The sequence below is a fragment of the Thiomonas sp. genome (assembly GCF_054608695.1).
Map to the genome: position 1 here is coordinate 28,405 of NZ_JBTRXV010000031.1, position 15,170 is coordinate 43,574.

Genomic DNA, 15,170 nt, shown 5'->3' on the forward strand with positions numbered 1-15,170 from the left:
GCGGCGTTGATCGCGCAACGTCATCAATATTGCCGCCAGGCGATGGGCTTGTTCATCACGTTGCCGCCGAATTGAATCGGGCTGATCGAGTTCGGTGTCGTCGTGTTGGGTGGCGTGCTGCTGCCCGGGTAGATCACCGTTCCCGTGGGCGTGACGTAAACCGCCGGCGACAGCGGGATGCCCGCACCCAGCGCGATGACTCCATTGGTCACGGCATTGTTTTTATAGGTGATGGTGATTTTTGGCAGGTTGCCGGTGAGTAAGTCGAACAAGTCGTAGAAGCCGGTGCCTGCCCCACAGGTGCTGCCCGAAGGCGGCACATACACCGGCACCACCAGCACACCATTCACCAGGACGGGGGCAGCGGAAATCTGCCCGCCGCTCTGCAAGGGCATGACCGTCGTCGAGGAAACAGCCGTCAGCGTTCCACTGCTGTTGGGCTGGTAGCCGCTCGTGCCGCTGCTGGCCCAGAGAATGTTGGAGCTGCCGCCCGACAGGGCAAACGTGGTGATCTCACTGGCCGTTGCCGCCCAGACATAGGGCAAGCCGCGAATTTCGGTGTAACCCACATAGTTGATGGCTGCCGCCGGGCTGGTCGTTGCCACCTGTGTGGCATTCCCCGCGTCGCTCGGCGCCGAGCCGGAGATGTTCAGGCTCCACACCCCGCCATTGTTGTCGCCGAACCAGAGCGTGCCGGTCGTCGGCACATAGGTCAGAGAACTGTTGACATAGGTGCCTGAAGGCAGTGCTGTGAGCGAAGACGAAAGCGCCGTGCCGGTGGCTGGTTGTCCGGTCGCCACGTTCACCTCGTACAGCGTGCTCTTGGTCACAGCGGAGCTGCCGCTGCCCGTGGTTGTGTTGACCACGAACACCGCGTATTGCATGCCGCCCACGGTGACAATGATGGGCGCCTGCTCCTGCGGCGAACTCCCTCCGGCCACGTTGATTCCCCAAGTCTGGGCCGAGGGGGTTGGTGCCGAGGTGGCCGTGGAACTGCCGTTGCTGCTCAGCTTCAGTGCATAGTGATACGCCCCGCCGCCAGCCGCGCCCACCACGTAGCTGGCCCAGTCGCTCGCCTGAGGGCTGGTCGAGGTGTCCGCCGCATCGGTGGTGGTGAAGGCGCCATCGAAATACTGCCCGGTCTGGAAGCTGGTGTAGTACTGCAAGTTGGCAAGGAAAGACCGTGGCATCCAGCCCCAGACCAGTTTGCCCGTGGTCGCATCCGCCGCGTACAGGAAGCCGTCATTGCTGGTGAACAACACCAGTTTTTCACGGCCGCTGTTGTTGCGCGCGAAGGGCACATAACCGCCGATGCCCAGCAAATTCGCATTGCCCGGGGGGCCGAGGTATTGCACATGGTCGTTCGGGCTCAAGCTGCCCAGCATCCAGTTCAACTGCCGCCCGGCGAGGTAGGAGCAGCCCGCAACGCCGCTTGGAAAGCCCAGCCCGCTGATGTTGGGTGTACTGTCTCCCGCCGTGTTGAACGACGGGTCGAAGGTGTAGGCCAGGATGGTCGAGATATTGGGCACGCAAGTCGTTGCCGAGAGGGCGAACGCGCTCGGGCTGTAGTTCGGGCTGCTGCTGTTGTTGCCGATATTGTTCAGCGTGTCGATCGTTCCCGAACCAAGCCCAGAGCCGGAAGCAGTGCCCGTGGTGCTGAACAGTGCGGTTTGCCGCGTTGCGGCTGGCATGAGCGAGGGAGCGCCGGCATCCCACACCGCTGCGCCGCTGGCCGTGCCCACTGGAGCACTGGCGCTCGAACTCGGTAGCGCGACCGTGCCGTAAGCCTGGATGTGGCCGGCGATGGCGCCGGGAACGTTGTTCGAAGTGGCGGTGTAGATCAATGACCCGCCGGTGATGCTGGTGGGTGCCACCGGCGCAGACACCGCGATGCTGCTGAAAATTTGTCCGGCAATGCTGCTCAGCGCGGCATTGAAAGCCGGCACATTATTGGCCGGATATTCCTGCCCCGTGCCACCGGCAATGGCCATGGCGTTGAGCGCCCTATATGCAGCAGGATTGGCGGTGGAGTCAACTCCAGCGCCGAGGCCGACGACGTACGTTTTGATCCCTTTACTGGCGAGGGCCTGAATAGACGCAATGGTGTCGATCAGGGCTTGGTCATTGGTGTTGGATGCATCCAGAGCGCCTACAGGCCCACCCGTATTGCCGGTGTCGTTATTGATACCGTAGGCAGAGTTACCTGCTATCCCGTAAAACGCAGCATTAACACCGTAGCCTTGCCCGGCCGCGCTACCTAATGGGGGCCAGGCATTGCTTTGCAGATCCAGGGTTGGCAAACCATCGGTGACCAGAATCACGTACTGTCCGGCACATGATGCGGTGAGATTTTTGAGGGTGCTGCCGGCACCGTTCACGAGCCCAGCCAATGGTGACTGGTAGGCAAGCGCCTTGATTTCGGAACTACTCGTGTTGTTCGTTTCTGGCGCAAGTTTCTTGCTGAAACTGGACATAGCCGTAGTCAAGGCACTGCTGCTGGGGTTGGAGCCAAGATTGGTCATCGACACAGCTTGGTTACCGGTCGTGGCACTAAGACTTTGGACGTAATACCCGAACCCGCGCTGGGCATACATAACCTGCGGGGAATAGGGTACATAGCCGGCGTTCGTGGGGCTAGTCCCAAAAGCACCATTATTGGGGGCTGAACTGTTATACGAAACAAAAATTGAACCACTCTCGTAATTAGCCAAGCTGAAATTCGGTGGATATGGAGTGGCAGGGTTGGGGCCGTTGTAGGTGTCAAACAGGCCGCTGTTTCCGTTTGAGTACAAAACATCATTGATGCTTGAGTCGTCGCTCGATGATCCGATCTGCATGTACTGATTATTTGCGAGCTTGCCTGAAGTGTAGAGTCCGGCGTTTGCTATTGATGTGCAATAACTCTTAACCGAGGATGAAGCGGAAGAATATTGATAACAAGGGTTGACTACGTAACGATTGCCACTCGTTTGCGTATTGCTGAACTGAAATCCGCCCGATTGGGGCGACATGTAATACACCCAGGTGGTGTAGAGGCTTGAATCCCCTGTGCTGTAGTCCTCCAGCGCGAAATCCATGCTTGGCAGATATTGGCTGAGAACCGATGCAATGCCTGCCTTCGCCACATTCAGGCGACTCGCGCCGTTGTCATAGAGCGTGCTATTCTGGTTTACCGTGTACGGCGCTGATGCGGTACTTGTTGGGGTCAGAGGTGGTGTGAATCCGCTTGGCACCGTGTAATTCACGGGCGAACTGCTGTTGTATAGGCTGGTCAGTCCGGACGATAGCTGTCCCGACCCCGTCATGATGGCCCCGCTCAAATCTCCGTCCATCGATTGCGAATTGCCGATGGCGATCACGATTTGCGGGCGCGGCTGTGTGCTGGTCGTCGTGGTGCCGGCGTCAGTGGGAAGGGTGGTCCATGGCGTGAGCATCAGCGCCAGCGAAACACTCAGCGTGATGGTGTTGCGGATGCGGGTTTTCATGATGTGGTCGGCGTGCAGAGTTTGAACACGGTTTCGGTGGTGGCGGCGGTGGTGGCGTTCGCCTCTTGCGTGTGCAGGAAGATGTCGTAATACGTCGCGGTGAACCCCGTATTGCCACAGCTGTAGGCATCGGTCGGCTGGTTGGTCGGGACCACGGTGGCGAGGGCGGTGTAGCCGCCCGGCAGGGCGGGCGGCGCGGGGCTGATGACCGAAGCGACGTTGGCCACCGTGTCGCAGGTGCCGTTGCCTTGGCAGGTTTGCCAATACGTCGCGGCAGTGCCTGTGCCCGGCACGGGCCAGACGCTGCCGTTGTTCGGCGGGATGTAGAACCAGGCTTTGCCGGTGGCGGCAATTTCCAGCGGCACGTCCCCAGCGTTATTGGCGGTCTGAATGATGGCCTGCTGCACCTGCCGCAGCGCCAGGTCGCTGGCCTGCACGTCTTTCTGGCGCTGCATGGTGTTGCCGGTCATGGCGGTTTGCAGCAGCGTGCCGCGCATGGTGAACAGCACGCCGAACAGCAGCACCAGCAGGGTGATGAGGGTGAGCAGCAGCACGAAGCCCTGCTCGGGCTTGCGCTGCGCGCGGTGGTTCAGTGCGGCCATATCTGGTTCCGAATGGCAACTTCGGATTCGAGGACGGAGAAGCGGTTGTGGGTGTAGTCCGGCAGGCCACCCGTGCCATTGGGCACGGTGTAGTTGGTGAAGCTGTCCGGGCCGGTGCTGGGGCTGGCAATGGTGATGGTGGGTACACTGCCCACGCTTGGAACTGTGTACTTCGGGTCGGTCTGCAGGGTTTTGGTGACGATGGCAAACAGCACGCTGCGCACGTCAGCGGTGTAGTTGCCCTTCACCACGTCGGGCCAGGTGAGATAGTTGGTCACGCCGCCGGAGTTGGTCTCGTCCACACCGAACAAGGCTTGCAGGCTGACCACGCCGGCGGCCACGGGGTTGATGGAGGTGAGCGTGTCGTTCTGCGCATTGATCACGGCGCGCATCAGCATGGGGTAGCTGCCGGTTGCCGTGCCCGCAGTGCCATAGGTGCCGACGTAATACACCACGGTTTGCTCGACGGTGGTGGCCGCAGGGCCGAGGTCGGTGAGGCGCGAGCCGATCAGGTTGCTGTTGACCAGCCCCGAGGTTGGCCAGACACCGGCCGCCTGCATCTGTGTTTGAAAGCCCGTGTAGCCACTGCCAGGAAAGAGCTGGGTGCTTTTGCTGGCGATTGTCGGCGGGTTGCTGGGGTTGACATTGGCAATGGGTACCCGAAAACACACGAGTTTGCCGTTCAAAGGCATGCGCAGCAGTGCGCCGTCGCCGGCGTTGATGCCGGTGACTGTCTGTAGCGGCAAAACAGTCGAGCTGATGGCGCCATTCGCGCCGGGCGCGGTGGTCGTCGACGCTTGCTGAACCACATAGGTGCTCGGGTTGCCGTTGCTCGGCAACTGCAGGGCGCTGGTGGTGCCGGTGAAAAACAGCAGGTCGGTGAACTGCGCGTTGCTGCCATAGCCGTTTGGATCGGGCGTCGTGCTGGGGTAGGTTGAGCTGCCCACGGCCGTGCTGGTGGGCAAGGGCAGCGGTTGCGACGCCGCAGACACGGGGTATTGGAAGAACGCCGGGTTGGTCAGACTGCTGTTGTAGGCCAGGGTCACGCTGCAACGCGACTGCACCCCGCCGAGCATGAACCCGGAGTTGCTCAGGTCCTGGGTGATGAGGTCGAGCGCGGCGCGGGACTGGTTGTCGCGCTGGCTGACATCGGACATCTGCACGTTTTCCTTGGTCAGCGCGATTTGCACCAGCAGCACCGAGAGCGAGAAGATGATGGCCGCGACCAGCGCCACCATCAGCTCGACGAGGGTCAGGCCGCGCTGGCGGGGCAGGGTGAGGCGTGCAGGCGTGGCGTGCATGTCAGAACCCCACCTGGTAGTTGTAGGTCTGCGACCGGGTGGTCGTGGAATTGGGCTGCCACTGGATGTTGAGCATGATGCCGCAAAGCGTGGTGGTCGGCGTTGCGGCGCTGCAGGCGTTGCCGTCGGCGCCGTTGTTGGCGGTGATGGTGATGCTGGCGTTGGGGAGCATGGTTTGCCCATTGCTGAAAATATTCGTCAACAGCGGTTGAAGCGAAGTTGGGGCCGTGCTTTGGTTCGATGATTGGTAGATCTTCTGCGTGCCGCTTGCCGGCGAGGCGCCGAACAGTGTGTTGACCAAGCTGGGATTGGCCTGCAGCAGTGCCCAGAACTGGTTGCCGAAGGCGGCGGTGTCGGTGGCGGCTTCGTTGGCCGTGACGGCCGGTACCGCCATGGTGTAGATGGACGCGATGCTGAGCATGCCGAGGCTGAAAATGACGATGGCCACCAACACGCTGATGAGTGACAGCCCGGCCTGACGGCCGGCTTGCGCGCGGATTGACCGGATTGACGAAGGCGAGAAGGGCAGGCTCATGACGCGGTGTTGCTGTTGAGGATGACGCTGCCCGAACTGAGCACTTGCATCGTCCAGGTCTGCTGACCATTGGCGGTGCTCACGGTGATGGTGGGCGAGATTGGAGGACCGCCGACGCCGTCCGTGATGAAGCCTTGCGAATTAAAGTCAAGGTTCCCGGTGGTTGGCGCGTTCGTCGTGATGTTGCAGGTGACGCCGGGGTATTCCGCCGCTGCATTGGTCATGGAATGTTCCGCCACGGTGGGGCCGCCATTGACCGTCGCTACCCATTGGCAGTTGCCGCTGGACAAGGCGATTTGCACGGGCTGCTGCGACGTGACCGCCAGGTTGCGCGCCCAGGCCACGTCTTGTGGAAACTTGTTGACCAAAACCGAGGTCTTGCCGGACTGCACCATGCTCACCAGGTTCGGCACCACAAGCATGCCGAGCATGGCCGCCACCGCGATGGTGACCAGCAGCTCGATGAGGGTGAAGCCGCCTGGGTGGCGGGCCGCGTGGCGCATTTCAGCAGTCCCCGGACTGGTCGCGCACCCAGCAGGTGGAGTTGCTGCCGACGTTGGTGCTGGACCAGCCGCCGGTCGTCGGTACGCTGAGCGTTTGCTTGGTGCCGTTCTGATTGATGGAGTAAACCATCCCGGTCAGCGTGGGCGTGCTGCCCGTGGCCCTGATGGTGAACTGCGTCGCACTGGGCGCCGGGTTGCAGGCAAAGGTGAAGTCCGTTGCAGTCGGTGCGTTGGCGTTGCCGGTGGTGCAGACATTGGGGTTGGCCGCGGTGGGAGCGTAGGTGCGGTTGTCCTGGTAATACTGCTGCAACGCCACGCTGGCGCCCGACAGCCCCGAAAACGCCTCCGCCAGCTTGCTGCGCGTGACGTAGCTGTTGTAGGCCGGCAGGGCGATGGCCGAGAGGATGGCGACGATCGCCACGACGATCATCAGCTCGATCAGGGTGAAGCCACGAGAGGTTTTCATGCGCAAGAACTCCTTATGCTGCATTCTGGTGGAGTTATCGATGACGCACGGCAAAATCTGGATGAACGGTGGCTTTTCGCCGATGAACGGCGAATAAAATACATATCATCACAGAAGTAACAAATTGGTGCATTTGGGTATGGGCTCGGGCGCCGCTGGAAGGCGCAGTTCTCTTCTATTCCACCGGGTCCAGGGCTGAGGGGGCGGATAGGGCATCCAGCGGTCGCAAAGCACTGCTGTCTCCTCCCCCACCTGTGGGGGAGGCCGGGAGGGGGAGTTCGGTGCGCACCCCTCCCCAACCCGCACACAGGTGGGGGAGGGGGCCGGATGTGCGCCGTTCGCGCGTGGCGCATGGCGCTGCAGAACTTGCCGGCCACCAGCCGCCCGCGATAATCCCGGCATGAACTCCTCAACCCTCGTTTTCATCGGCGGCGGCAATATGGCGGGCGCGCTCATTGGCGGGCTGGTCCAGGCCGGGACGCCGGCTGCGTCCGTCCTGGTGCTGGAACCTTTCGCCGCACAGCGCGCAAGCCTGCAGCAGCGCTTCGGCGTGCGCGTCCTGGCCGAAGCCGGGCCGGATTTGCGCGCGGCGCAAGGGGTGGTGTGGGCCGTCAAGCCGCAGAGCTTTGCCGAGGCTGCCGCGGCTTGCGCCCCGCATCTGGCCGACGCCCTGCACCTGAGCGTCATGGCCGGCGTGCGCTGCGGCGCCATTGCGCGCCGGGCGGGGGCGCGGCGCATCGTGCGCGCCATGCCCAACACCCCCGCGCTCATCGGCCAGGGCATCGCCGGGCTCTACGCCAACGCCGCCTGCACCCCGGCCGACCGTGCCGAGGCCGAGCGCCTGCTGGCGCCCACCGGCGCCCTGCTGTGGGTCGAGCGGGAAGCCCAGCTCGACGCGGTGACCGCGCTGTCCGGCTCCGGCCCGGCCTATGTGTTCTATCTGGTGGAGGCCATGACCGCCGCCGGCGTGCGTCTCGGCCTGCCTGCCGACACCGCCAAGCGCCTGGCGCTGGGCACCTTCTCCGGCGCGGCGGCACTCGCCACCCAGTCGCCGCTCTCGCCCACGCAGCTGCGCGAGCAAGTCACCAGCAAAGGCGGCACCACCGCCGCCGCGCTCGACACACTGGCGCAGCACCGCGTCGCCCAAGCCTTCGACGCCGCACTGCAGGCCGCAGCCCAGCGCGCCACCGAACTGGGCGACCTGCTCGATTGAGCGCAGCCAGCCGGGAATCGCACACTTCCGCCAAGCACGCCCTGCTACTATGCCGGGCTCCCGGAGAGATGGATGAGCGGTTTAAGTCGCACGCCTGGAAAGCGTGTAAGGGTTAACAGCCCTTCGGGGGTTCGAATCCCCCTCTCTCCGCCAAAAATCAGCTGTAAATCATTGATAACAAAAGAATTTTAAGATTTACAAGGGCCTTACTCCCACAAAACCTACCACAGCATGTTTGCCTTGGTAGGTTTATTTTTGCCCGCGATTTGTCGCTTCAAGACGGCACCGACACAACAGCCCGCACCAGGCCCTGATCGAGGTGCCGGCCGGTGGCTGATGCCTTTCTGGCTGGTGATCGCGGCGGTGAAGAATCCGCCGAGCATGGACAGGTCCATGGTGACGGCCGGCCCCCAGTCTTGCAGGAGCAAGTCGTCGAGGCGGTCTAAAACAGCGGGGTGGTCAGTGGCAAAGGGCATGGTGGAGGTTGAGGGAAAACCACGGGCAGGCTCGACAGTTCCCAACATGGACGCACTCACTTTTTCTTGCGCAGCTCAGGAACCAGTGGTGCCAGGGGAGCTTTTCCAGCGGGAAGAACGATGGGTTTGTCCTTCTTGGGTTTCTTCGCTTCCTTGTTGCCGCGCTGTTGACCTTTAGGCATGATGAACCTCCAAAATGGCAGCCCGCGAATGTGCGGGGCCAGTCAAACAAGTGTAGGCGTGTGGGTGGCTTTTGCCCGGGCGTTCATGTGAAGGTGGCATGATGCGCCCATTGAGCTCAGGCTCCATGAAGAGGTCGGCCACGATGCGCATCTCAGCCTTTGCAGTCACGCCCGCATTTCAAGCCAAGCTGCTCGCCATGCCCGAAGCCGACTACATGTCGTCGGAACAGCTGGCGTTTTTCCAAGCGCTGCTGTGCACCGAGCGCGATGCGTTGCTGCGCGCAGCACAAGACACCACCCACCATCTGCAGGTGCTTGAGCCCACGCCGGACCCGTCGGACCGTGCGTCCCTCGAAGAGGATCATTTGATCGAGTTCAGGGTGCGAGACCGGGAGCGCAAACACCTGCATGCGATTGACAAGGCGCTCCTGCGCATTCGTGACGGCAGCTACGGCTGGTGCGAAGCGACCGGCGAGCCCATTGGCCTTCCACGTTTGCTCACCCGGCCCACGGCAACCCTGTCGCTGGAGGAGCAAGAACGGCACGAGTCGACGCAAAAGATGCGACGCTGATAGCCCGTTCATTTCAACCCCGGAGGTCATTGCATCTCACGGCTTCCCGGTGTCGCCTTTGTTGAACTCCGTGAACGGCTTGGTCGGCAGGGTTGCACCTGGTTCCATCACGGCGTAGCCCTTGTTCTGCCAATAGGTCAGGGCATAGGGGCCGGCTGGAATCACGGTTACGAAGCCATCCAGGTCTTCGGGTTTGAAACCCAGGGCAGCGGCGTCATTGCGGCAGACCTCGAACTTCACGCCTTGCTGGGCAAAGCTGGCGGCACGGTCCACGATGTCTTTGTACTTGGCGTAGTTCTGCTTGGCCCACAACACCACCTCGGGGCCGTGCGACACGATGACGACCTTGATCGGGTGGAAGCCATGGGGGCCATAGTCCTCGGTCGCTTTGATCAGCGCCGCGACATTGTTGAAGACAAAGCCCACCGACTTGGGATCCGCAAAGTTGAAATCCCAGACCACCTTGAGCGTCTTGAGGCTGTCGATGTCGCTGTAGCTCTTGAACTGGGCGGTGCCGTAGGGCTCTTGCACGGCACTGGAATCCGCCGCAACAGCAGCAGTGACTCCACCTAGGCAGGCTGCTGCGAGCACGAGACTCGGAATGAGTCGGGGCATGGTGGATCTCCTTATTGAATGGGTGTGTCGTCATGCAAGGTGTTGCGGGTTGGTAGCTCGAACCTGAAGCAAAGACTTTGAGCCAAATGAAGTTCACGCATCCCGCACATAGCGCCGTTCGCCAGTTTTCGGATTGCGGAGCACCACCATATTTTCTGTGGTGGTCACGATCATGACTGGGAGCTCCATGGTGGGATGGGCAGGAGTTCACCTGCAAGTCGGGCGGCAGTCCATGCTGGGGGCGCCTGAGATGCCGAGTCCAGATTTCCGGTTACGGACAGAGCAACGGCCCCGTCCGAATCCTTGGCTGACCTAGCCCCCAGCGGCTTCAGCAGCGATCGCATGCAGGGCCTTGGTCATGATCAGAATGGGCTGGGCCGAGGGACTGATGTCGTAGCGCTGCGCGAACACCGCAGGGTCGGTATAGCCCAACCAGACCCGATGCTCGGCATCTTCCCAGACCAGCATCTTCAAAGGCAGCCCAAGTCCTGCCTGTTGGTTCATCTGCATCAACTTCGTGCCCAAGGCCGGATTGCCGAAGATCACCAGCTTGGTGGGCCGAAGTTCCAGCCCCGCCTTGTGCGCCGAGCCGCTGTGATCCACCACCGCCACGATGTGCAAATGACGCTGCTGGATCGCGTGTTCCAGATGCTGCAGCGTCTGCGCAACCGTGTGCGTGCTGCGCACTGCAATCACTTGCGGGGCTTGTGCCCAGGCGCCCTGGACCAGGACAAATGCGGCAACAAAGGCCAGCAGGAATTTGGGCATCTCAATCTCCTTGTTGTTCGGGTTCCAGTCATCCATCACGAATCAGTCGGATTCGTGCGTCAGCACCCAGCGATTGCTGGCGATGCCTGGCAGGCGTTGGAGCACCTGGCCGTTGCGCAGATCGACCACCACGGACTCGTGGCGGTTTTCGATGGTGATGATGGCCTCGGCGCCATGGGGCAGCACCGCGAGGCCGCTGAGCTTGTCGGGCCCTGGCTTGCCGACGGCAACCTTGACCTCACCCAGATAGCGCGGCCCGGTGGTGGAGAACCGAAGAATGTGCCCCGAGAACCCTGCCGCGTACACGCTGCTCTGGTCGGGGCTGACCGCCAGTTGCATGAACCCAGCCGTGGCGGCGGGGATTTTGGCATACGCGAAATGGGGATCCACCTCAGCCGTGGGCATGCTGAAGATCGCGTTGGTCACGGGATTGAATGCGCTCATCACGCCGCTCTGGATGTCCGCAGAGAACAACAGTCCGCGTGCCCAGGCCAGATCCCCGGAATGGCCGATGGGGATCCGCCGCAGGATGTGGCCGGTGGCGGGATCGATATCGGCGATGGCCGTATCCATATTGCCACCCACATACAAGTGGCTGGCGTCCGCGTTGAACGCCAGCGCATTGCCACCAACCGGGATCTCGTAGCGCAACGCATCATCGCGGGTTGAGTACGCCGCCAAAGCCTTGCCGGAGAGCACGAACACCAGACTGTGGTCGGGCGAGACGACTGCCACGCGCCCACCCGGGATGCTCTTGAATTGCCGGACTGGTTTGTCTGTACGGAGGTCGATCACATTGGTGGTCCCGGCAAGACTCGGGATGAAGACTTGGTGGTCCTGCGCATTCACACCGACAAAAAAGCTATTCCCCTTGGGGGTGCCGGCCTGGCCAAAGTCCACCACATGCGCAGCATTGCCGGGCCAGCGCACCACCGCCATTTTGCCCGGGCCTCCCCCCATGGGTGGGGCCGGGAAGGCTCCGACCAAGAGCGCGGATGTGCCCGTCGGGGACGCATATGCAGAAGCGGCGGGAGCCGCCACAGCCATTAGCGCGAACAGGGCAACGCTGGACAGACGCAAGCGATGTTTCATTGGGCAAAGTTCCTTGGGGTTGGGTGGAAGGGGGGGCGACGGCTGCATGGGTGCAAGCCGCCTCGAGCAAGCGCAAATCAACCGACGCGGGGACTTCGGGAGGATCGGGTTGCATACTCCCCAGTGGATTGGTCGGAACAGGCTAAAGTTCCTGACACCCCGATGGGCATAAAGACGTATCCGCGTGCTACCGTCGCTTGGGGCGAGGGCGCCGTGATCACGTCACCCCGCACAACACGATAGTTGCGTCACGTCCTTGGTGAAGGTCTGGGCGGCCAGCTTGAGGCCTTCCACCATGGTCAGGTAGGGGAACAACTGATCGGCCAGTTCCTGCACCGTCATGCGGTTGCGGATGGCGAGTGTTGCCGTCTGTATGAGTTCACCGGCTTCGGCAGCCACCGCTTGCACGCCGATCATGCGTCCGGAGCCGACTTCGGCGACCAGCTTGATGAAACCGCGCGTGTCAAAGTTGGCCAGGGCTCTGGGCACGTTCTCCAGGCTCAGCGTGCGGCTATCGGTCTCGATGTTTTGCAGATGGGCCTCGGCCTCACTCAAGCCCACCGTGGCCACCTGCGGGTCCGTGAACACCACGGCTGGCATGGCCGACAGATCCAGCGCGGCGTCGCCGCCCGTCATGTTGATGGCGGCACGCGTGCCGCCGGCTGCGGCCACGTAGACGAACTGGGGCTGATCGGTGCAGTCACCCGCGGCGAAGATATGCGGCACGTTGGTGCGTAGATGGTCATCCACCGCAATGGCGCCGCGCGCATCAAGCTTGACGCCAGCGGCTTGCAGATTCAGCTCGGCTGTGTTGGGTGCACGGCCCGTGGCCACCAGCAGGCGCTCGGCCCGAATCTCGCCAAGGTTCGTGGTCAGCACGAAGGTGCCGTCGGCATGGGCCACCGCGCGAGCCTGGGTGTGGGTCAGCACCGTGATGCCCTCCTCGCGGAACGCGGCGGTGACGGCTTCGCCGATGGCCGGGTCTTCCTGCGAGAACAGCGTGTTGCGCGCCAGGACGGTGACCTGGCTGCCCAAGCGAGCGAAGGCCTGGGCCAGTTCCAGCGCCACGACGGAAGAACCGATGACCGCCAGGCGCGGCGGGATGGTGTCACTCACCAGCGCTTCGGTAGAGGTCCAGAAAGGGGTGTCCAGTAGACCAGGGACCGGCGGGATCGAGGGGCTTGCGCCGGTCGCGATCAGGCAGCGATCGAATCGCACCTCCTGTTCACGCCCGTCCTGCTGGCGCACGACCAGGGTATCGCCGTTCTTGAACCGGGCATTGCCGCGCAGGGTGGTGATATCGGGCTGGCTCTCCAGGATGCTTTCGTACTTGGCGTGGCGCAGTTCATCCACCCGCCCCTGCTGCTGGGCCAGCAGCCGGTCGCGCAGGATGGCCGGGGTGGTGGGCTGGATGCCGGCATCGAAGGGACTGTGGCGGCGCAGGTGGGCGATGTGCGCGGCGCGGATCATGATCTTGGACGGCACACAGCCGACGTTGACGCAGGTGCCGCCGATGACGCCACGCTCGATCAGCGTGACCTGCGCGCCGCTGCTGGCCGCCTTGATGGCTGCGGCCATGGCCGCCCCGCCGCTGCCGATCACGGCGATGCGCAAGTCGCTGCCATCGCCGCGCCGTGCCGGGCCGGTGGTATCGCCGGGCTGGCCATTCGGCACCTCGAGCGACTGGGTTGACAGTTTTGCCGAGTAACCGGCCTTGGACACGGCCGCCGCCATGACATCCAACGACACGCCGGCATCGGCAACAACCTGGGCTGAGCCGTGCGGGTACGAGACCTGCGCGGATCTCACCCCGGGCAATTGTTCCAAGACGTCCTTGACATGCATGGCACAGGTGTCGCAGGTCATGCCGCTGATGCTCAGGGTTTGCATGGGTTTGTCCTTGGGGTGGATGGTTTCGGTTCGGGGAAGATCAACGTCCGGCTTGGTCCGCCAAGGTGCCGCCATCAGCGCTGCAGCGGCGATGGGCGGGCGAAACGAGATCCCAGATCGCCACGGCCAGCATGACCGCCAGCCCCAGATACACGATGCCTCGGATGAGGCTGTAGCGGCCAATCAGCACCAGCATCGGGCCGATCATGCCGAGTGCCGTGCGATGCCATTGGCGGTGCGCGAACCAACCCAGGCCGTTGGCCAGGATGACGAGCACGGCGGACAGCGGCAGCACGACGTGGAACAGAACACCTTCCCACTGGCTGAGAAAGCCCAGGCCGACGGCCGCGCCGATGCTGGCAATGGCTGGATAGCACACGGCACAACCCATGGCCGAAGCCACCGCGCCGAGGGAGCCGGCTTTGTCGCCGAGACGTGTCAGAAAACTCAAGGGGTTGGCCATAACGGCATCTCCAATGCACAACGTTGTTTCGAGGGGGTGAAGGACGGTACACGCCGCCTCGGCCGCATGGCCAGGGCGACAGTCAAACCGTCGCGTCATCGACTTACTGCGCCACCGTCGAGGGATAGCCCGCATCGGTGGTGGCCTTGATCAGGGCTTTGACGTTGGTCTTGGCATCGTCGAAGGTGACTTGGGCTATTTTTTTCCCAAAATTGATGTCCACCTTTTCGACACCAGGTACGGTGTGCAAAGCGTTGTTGACGGTGATCGGACACACCGGGCAGGTCATGCCGGGCACGGCGAGGGTGACGGTCTGCACACCGGCCCAGGCAGGGGCAGTGCAAGCAGAAATGAGGGTGATGGCAGTCAGGAGCTTGTTCATGAGGGTTCCTTTCAATAGAACAGGGGAGCGACGTAAGGGAAAGCCAGGGCGACGACGATGAGCGCCGCCACGACCCAGAACAGCAACTTGTACGTGGCGTTGACTTGGGGAATGGCGCAGACCTCGCCAGGTTTGCACGCCGTCATGGGCCGGAAGAGTCGGCGGTAGGCGAAGAACAAGGCGACCAGAGCCGCGCCGATGAAGATCGGCCGGTAGGGCTCGAGCAGGGTCAGATTGCTGATCCACGCGCCGCTGATGCCCAGCGACAGCAGGATCAGAGGACCCAGGCAACAGGTCGAGGCCAGGATGGCCGCGAGCCCACCGGCGAACAGGGCGCCACGCCCATGGGGTTGGTTCGGTTGAGGCATGCACGAACTCCGTTCGGTTGACGATGGTGGCACTGTAGGGCCGTACCAAAGTCCGGAGTCAAGCGGCGCTGCGCCATGGTTGACAAGGTCTTGTGGCCTTGCCCCGCCCCGACGCATCAAGGATGCGCGGGATCGCCGTGCTCAAGTGTCGTGTCGCGAACACGGGCATGCAGTGCTTCGATCAAGGGGCAAGACGTGGATCCGAGGCTGGAGCCGCAGTCGCGCACCATCCTGGCCAGAGCCGCTTCGATGCGGTG

Annotated in this window: 17 protein-coding genes and 1 tRNA gene; 3 read left to right on the forward strand and 15 right to left on the reverse strand. The window is 62.7% G+C overall.

Translation table 11 applies throughout. From position 1 onward, the window contains the following. Nucleotides 1–23 precede the first annotated feature (23 nt). From ACYCUK_RS11710 to ACYCUK_RS11735, 6 genes are read right to left on the reverse strand one after another with little or no spacing between them, the layout of a single operon-like run. Entirely contained in the window at nucleotides 24–3,485 is a 3,462-nt protein-coding gene (locus ACYCUK_RS11710; RefSeq protein WP_461594939.1) for a pilus assembly protein, read from the reverse strand. Continuing rightward, nucleotides 3,482–4,087 carry a hypothetical protein gene (locus tag ACYCUK_RS11715; RefSeq protein ID WP_461594940.1) on the reverse strand — a complete coding sequence of 202 codons (606 nt, stop codon included), beginning with the start codon at nucleotides 4,085–4,087 and terminating at the stop codon, nucleotides 3,482–3,484. Before ACYCUK_RS11715 ends, ACYCUK_RS11710 begins: the two co-directional genes overlap by 4 nt. After that, nucleotides 4,075–5,388 (reverse strand): PilW family protein, encoded by a 1,314-nt coding sequence (locus tag ACYCUK_RS11720; protein WP_461594941.1) that lies wholly within the window; start codon nucleotides 5,386–5,388, stop codon nucleotides 4,075–4,077. The genes ACYCUK_RS11715 and ACYCUK_RS11720 overlap by 13 nt, the downstream gene beginning before the upstream one ends. Before the next feature lies 1 nt (nucleotide 5,389). Beyond that, a complete protein-coding gene (locus ACYCUK_RS11725; RefSeq protein WP_461594942.1) occupies nucleotides 5,390–5,923 on the reverse strand; it encodes a type IV pilus modification PilV family protein in 534 nt (177 codons plus the stop codon). Continuing rightward, entirely contained in the window at nucleotides 5,920–6,426 is a 507-nt protein-coding gene (locus ACYCUK_RS11730; protein WP_461594943.1) for a GspH/FimT family pseudopilin, read from the reverse strand. Before ACYCUK_RS11730 ends, ACYCUK_RS11725 begins: the two co-directional genes overlap by 4 nt. Nucleotide 6,427: 1 nt before the next feature. Continuing rightward, nucleotides 6,428–6,892, reverse strand: a complete 465-nt coding sequence (locus ACYCUK_RS11735; RefSeq protein ID WP_461594944.1) for a type IV pilin protein — start codon at nucleotides 6,890–6,892, stop codon at nucleotides 6,428–6,430. Between the two features lie 400 nt (nucleotides 6,893–7,292). On the opposite strand from ACYCUK_RS11735, the gene proC reads away from it, so the two are divergent. Both proC and ACYCUK_RS11745 read left to right on the forward strand, forming a co-directional pair. After that, on the forward strand, nucleotides 7,293–8,105 hold the full coding sequence (gene proC, locus ACYCUK_RS11740) for a pyrroline-5-carboxylate reductase (protein ID WP_461594945.1): 813 nt from the start codon (nucleotides 7,293–7,295) through the stop codon (nucleotides 8,103–8,105). 62 nt (nucleotides 8,106–8,167) lie between these two features. Next, nucleotides 8,168–8,258 (forward strand) — tRNA-Ser (locus tag ACYCUK_RS11745). A 68-nt stretch (nucleotides 8,259–8,326) separates the two neighbouring features. Here the strand turns inward: ACYCUK_RS11745 and ACYCUK_RS11750 are convergent. Continuing rightward, nucleotides 8,327–8,581, reverse strand: a complete 255-nt coding sequence (locus ACYCUK_RS11750) for a hypothetical protein (RefSeq protein ID WP_461594946.1) — start codon at nucleotides 8,579–8,581, stop codon at nucleotides 8,327–8,329. Between the two features lie 56 nt (nucleotides 8,582–8,637). Next, nucleotides 8,638–8,763 (reverse strand): hypothetical protein, encoded by a 126-nt coding sequence (locus tag ACYCUK_RS11755; protein WP_461594947.1) that lies wholly within the window; start codon nucleotides 8,761–8,763, stop codon nucleotides 8,638–8,640. Between the two features lie 143 nt (nucleotides 8,764–8,906). Between ACYCUK_RS11755 and ACYCUK_RS11760 the strand changes: the two genes are divergently transcribed. Beyond that, nucleotides 8,907–9,335 (forward strand): TraR/DksA C4-type zinc finger protein, encoded by a 429-nt coding sequence (locus ACYCUK_RS11760; RefSeq protein WP_461594948.1) that lies wholly within the window; start codon nucleotides 8,907–8,909, stop codon nucleotides 9,333–9,335. A gap of 36 nt (nucleotides 9,336–9,371) precedes the next feature. Here the strand turns inward: ACYCUK_RS11760 and ACYCUK_RS11765 are convergent, their stop codons facing one another. The 7 genes from ACYCUK_RS11765 to merT all read right to left on the reverse strand — a co-directional run bounded on the left by ACYCUK_RS11765 (nucleotide 9,372) and on the right by merT (nucleotide 14,913). Beyond that, a complete protein-coding gene (locus ACYCUK_RS11765; protein ID WP_461594949.1) occupies nucleotides 9,372–9,950 on the reverse strand; it encodes a DsrE family protein in 579 nt (192 codons plus the stop codon). Between the two features lie 312 nt (nucleotides 9,951–10,262). Further along, the gene (locus tag ACYCUK_RS11770) at nucleotides 10,263–10,718 is read right to left on the reverse strand and encodes a DUF302 domain-containing protein (protein ID WP_461594950.1); all 456 of its coding nucleotides are present in this window, start codon (nucleotides 10,716–10,718) and stop codon (nucleotides 10,263–10,265) included. A 42-nt stretch (nucleotides 10,719–10,760) separates the two neighbouring features. Continuing rightward, entirely contained in the window at nucleotides 10,761–11,678 is a 918-nt protein-coding gene (locus ACYCUK_RS11775; protein ID WP_461594951.1) for a YncE family protein, read from the reverse strand. A 354-nt stretch (nucleotides 11,679–12,032) separates the two neighbouring features. Further along, complete coding sequence (merA, locus tag ACYCUK_RS11780; protein ID WP_461594952.1) at nucleotides 12,033–13,700, reverse strand: mercury(II) reductase; 1,668 nt, start codon at nucleotides 13,698–13,700, stop codon at nucleotides 12,033–12,035. Between the two features lie 40 nt (nucleotides 13,701–13,740). Then, complete coding sequence (merC, locus tag ACYCUK_RS11785) at nucleotides 13,741–14,163, reverse strand: organomercurial transporter MerC (protein ID WP_461594953.1); 423 nt, start codon at nucleotides 14,161–14,163, stop codon at nucleotides 13,741–13,743. A gap of 103 nt (nucleotides 14,164–14,266) precedes the next feature. Then, the gene (merP, locus tag ACYCUK_RS11790) at nucleotides 14,267–14,545 is read right to left on the reverse strand and encodes a mercury resistance system periplasmic binding protein MerP (protein ID WP_461594954.1); all 279 of its coding nucleotides are present in this window, start codon (nucleotides 14,543–14,545) and stop codon (nucleotides 14,267–14,269) included. An 11-nt stretch (nucleotides 14,546–14,556) separates the two neighbouring features. Then, the gene (merT, locus tag ACYCUK_RS11795; protein ID WP_112486480.1) at nucleotides 14,557–14,913 is read right to left on the reverse strand and encodes a mercuric ion transporter MerT; all 357 of its coding nucleotides are present in this window, start codon (nucleotides 14,911–14,913) and stop codon (nucleotides 14,557–14,559) included. Nucleotides 14,914–15,170: the final 257 nt, after the last annotated feature.

Bases quoted from the DNA above. Each gene is read 5' to 3' on its own strand.
- ACYCUK_RS11765 (WP_461594949.1), bottom strand. From the start codon at position 9,950: ATGCCCCGACTCATTCCGAGTCTCGTGCTCGCAGCAGCCTGCCTAGGT.
- merT (WP_112486480.1), bottom strand. From the start codon at position 14,913: ATGCCTCAACCGAACCAACCCCATGGGCGTGGCGCCCTGTTCGCCGGT.
- ACYCUK_RS11720 (WP_461594941.1), bottom strand. From the start codon at position 5,388: ATGCACGCCACGCCTGCACGCCTCACCCTGCCCCGCCAGCGCGGCCTG.
- merA (WP_461594952.1), bottom strand. From the start codon at position 13,700: ATGCAAACCCTGAGCATCAGCGGCATGACCTGCGACACCTGTGCCATG.
- ACYCUK_RS11770 (WP_461594950.1), bottom strand. From the start codon at position 10,718: ATGCCCAAATTCCTGCTGGCCTTTGTTGCCGCATTTGTCCTGGTCCAG.
- ACYCUK_RS11730 (WP_461594943.1), bottom strand. From the start codon at position 6,426: ATGCGCCACGCGGCCCGCCACCCAGGCGGCTTCACCCTCATCGAGCTG.
- merC (WP_461594953.1), bottom strand. From the start codon at position 14,163: ATGGCCAACCCCTTGAGTTTTCTGACACGTCTCGGCGACAAAGCCGGC.
- ACYCUK_RS11710 (WP_461594939.1), bottom strand. From the start codon at position 3,485: ATGAAAACCCGCATCCGCAACACCATCACGCTGAGTGTTTCGCTGGCG.
- ACYCUK_RS11775 (WP_461594951.1), bottom strand. From the start codon at position 11,678: ATGGGGGGAGGCCCGGGCAAAATGGCGGTGGTGCGCTGGCCCGGCAAT.
- ACYCUK_RS11760 (WP_461594948.1), top strand. From the start codon at position 8,907: ATGCGCATCTCAGCCTTTGCAGTCACGCCCGCATTTCAAGCCAAGCTG.
- ACYCUK_RS11750 (WP_461594946.1), bottom strand. From the start codon at position 8,581: ATGCCCTTTGCCACTGACCACCCCGCTGTTTTAGACCGCCTCGACGAC.
- ACYCUK_RS11715 (WP_461594940.1), bottom strand. From the start codon at position 4,087: ATGGCCGCACTGAACCACCGCGCGCAGCGCAAGCCCGAGCAGGGCTTC.
- proC (WP_461594945.1), top strand. From the start codon at position 7,293: ATGAACTCCTCAACCCTCGTTTTCATCGGCGGCGGCAATATGGCGGGC.
- ACYCUK_RS11755 (WP_461594947.1), bottom strand. From the start codon at position 8,763: ATGCCTAAAGGTCAACAGCGCGGCAACAAGGAAGCGAAGAAACCCAAG.
- ACYCUK_RS11735 (WP_461594944.1), bottom strand. From the start codon at position 6,892: ATGAAAACCTCTCGTGGCTTCACCCTGATCGAGCTGATGATCGTCGTG.
- ACYCUK_RS11725 (WP_461594942.1), bottom strand. From the start codon at position 5,923: ATGAGCCTGCCCTTCTCGCCTTCGTCAATCCGGTCAATCCGCGCGCAA.
- merP (WP_461594954.1), bottom strand. From the start codon at position 14,545: ATGAACAAGCTCCTGACTGCCATCACCCTCATTTCTGCTTGCACTGCC.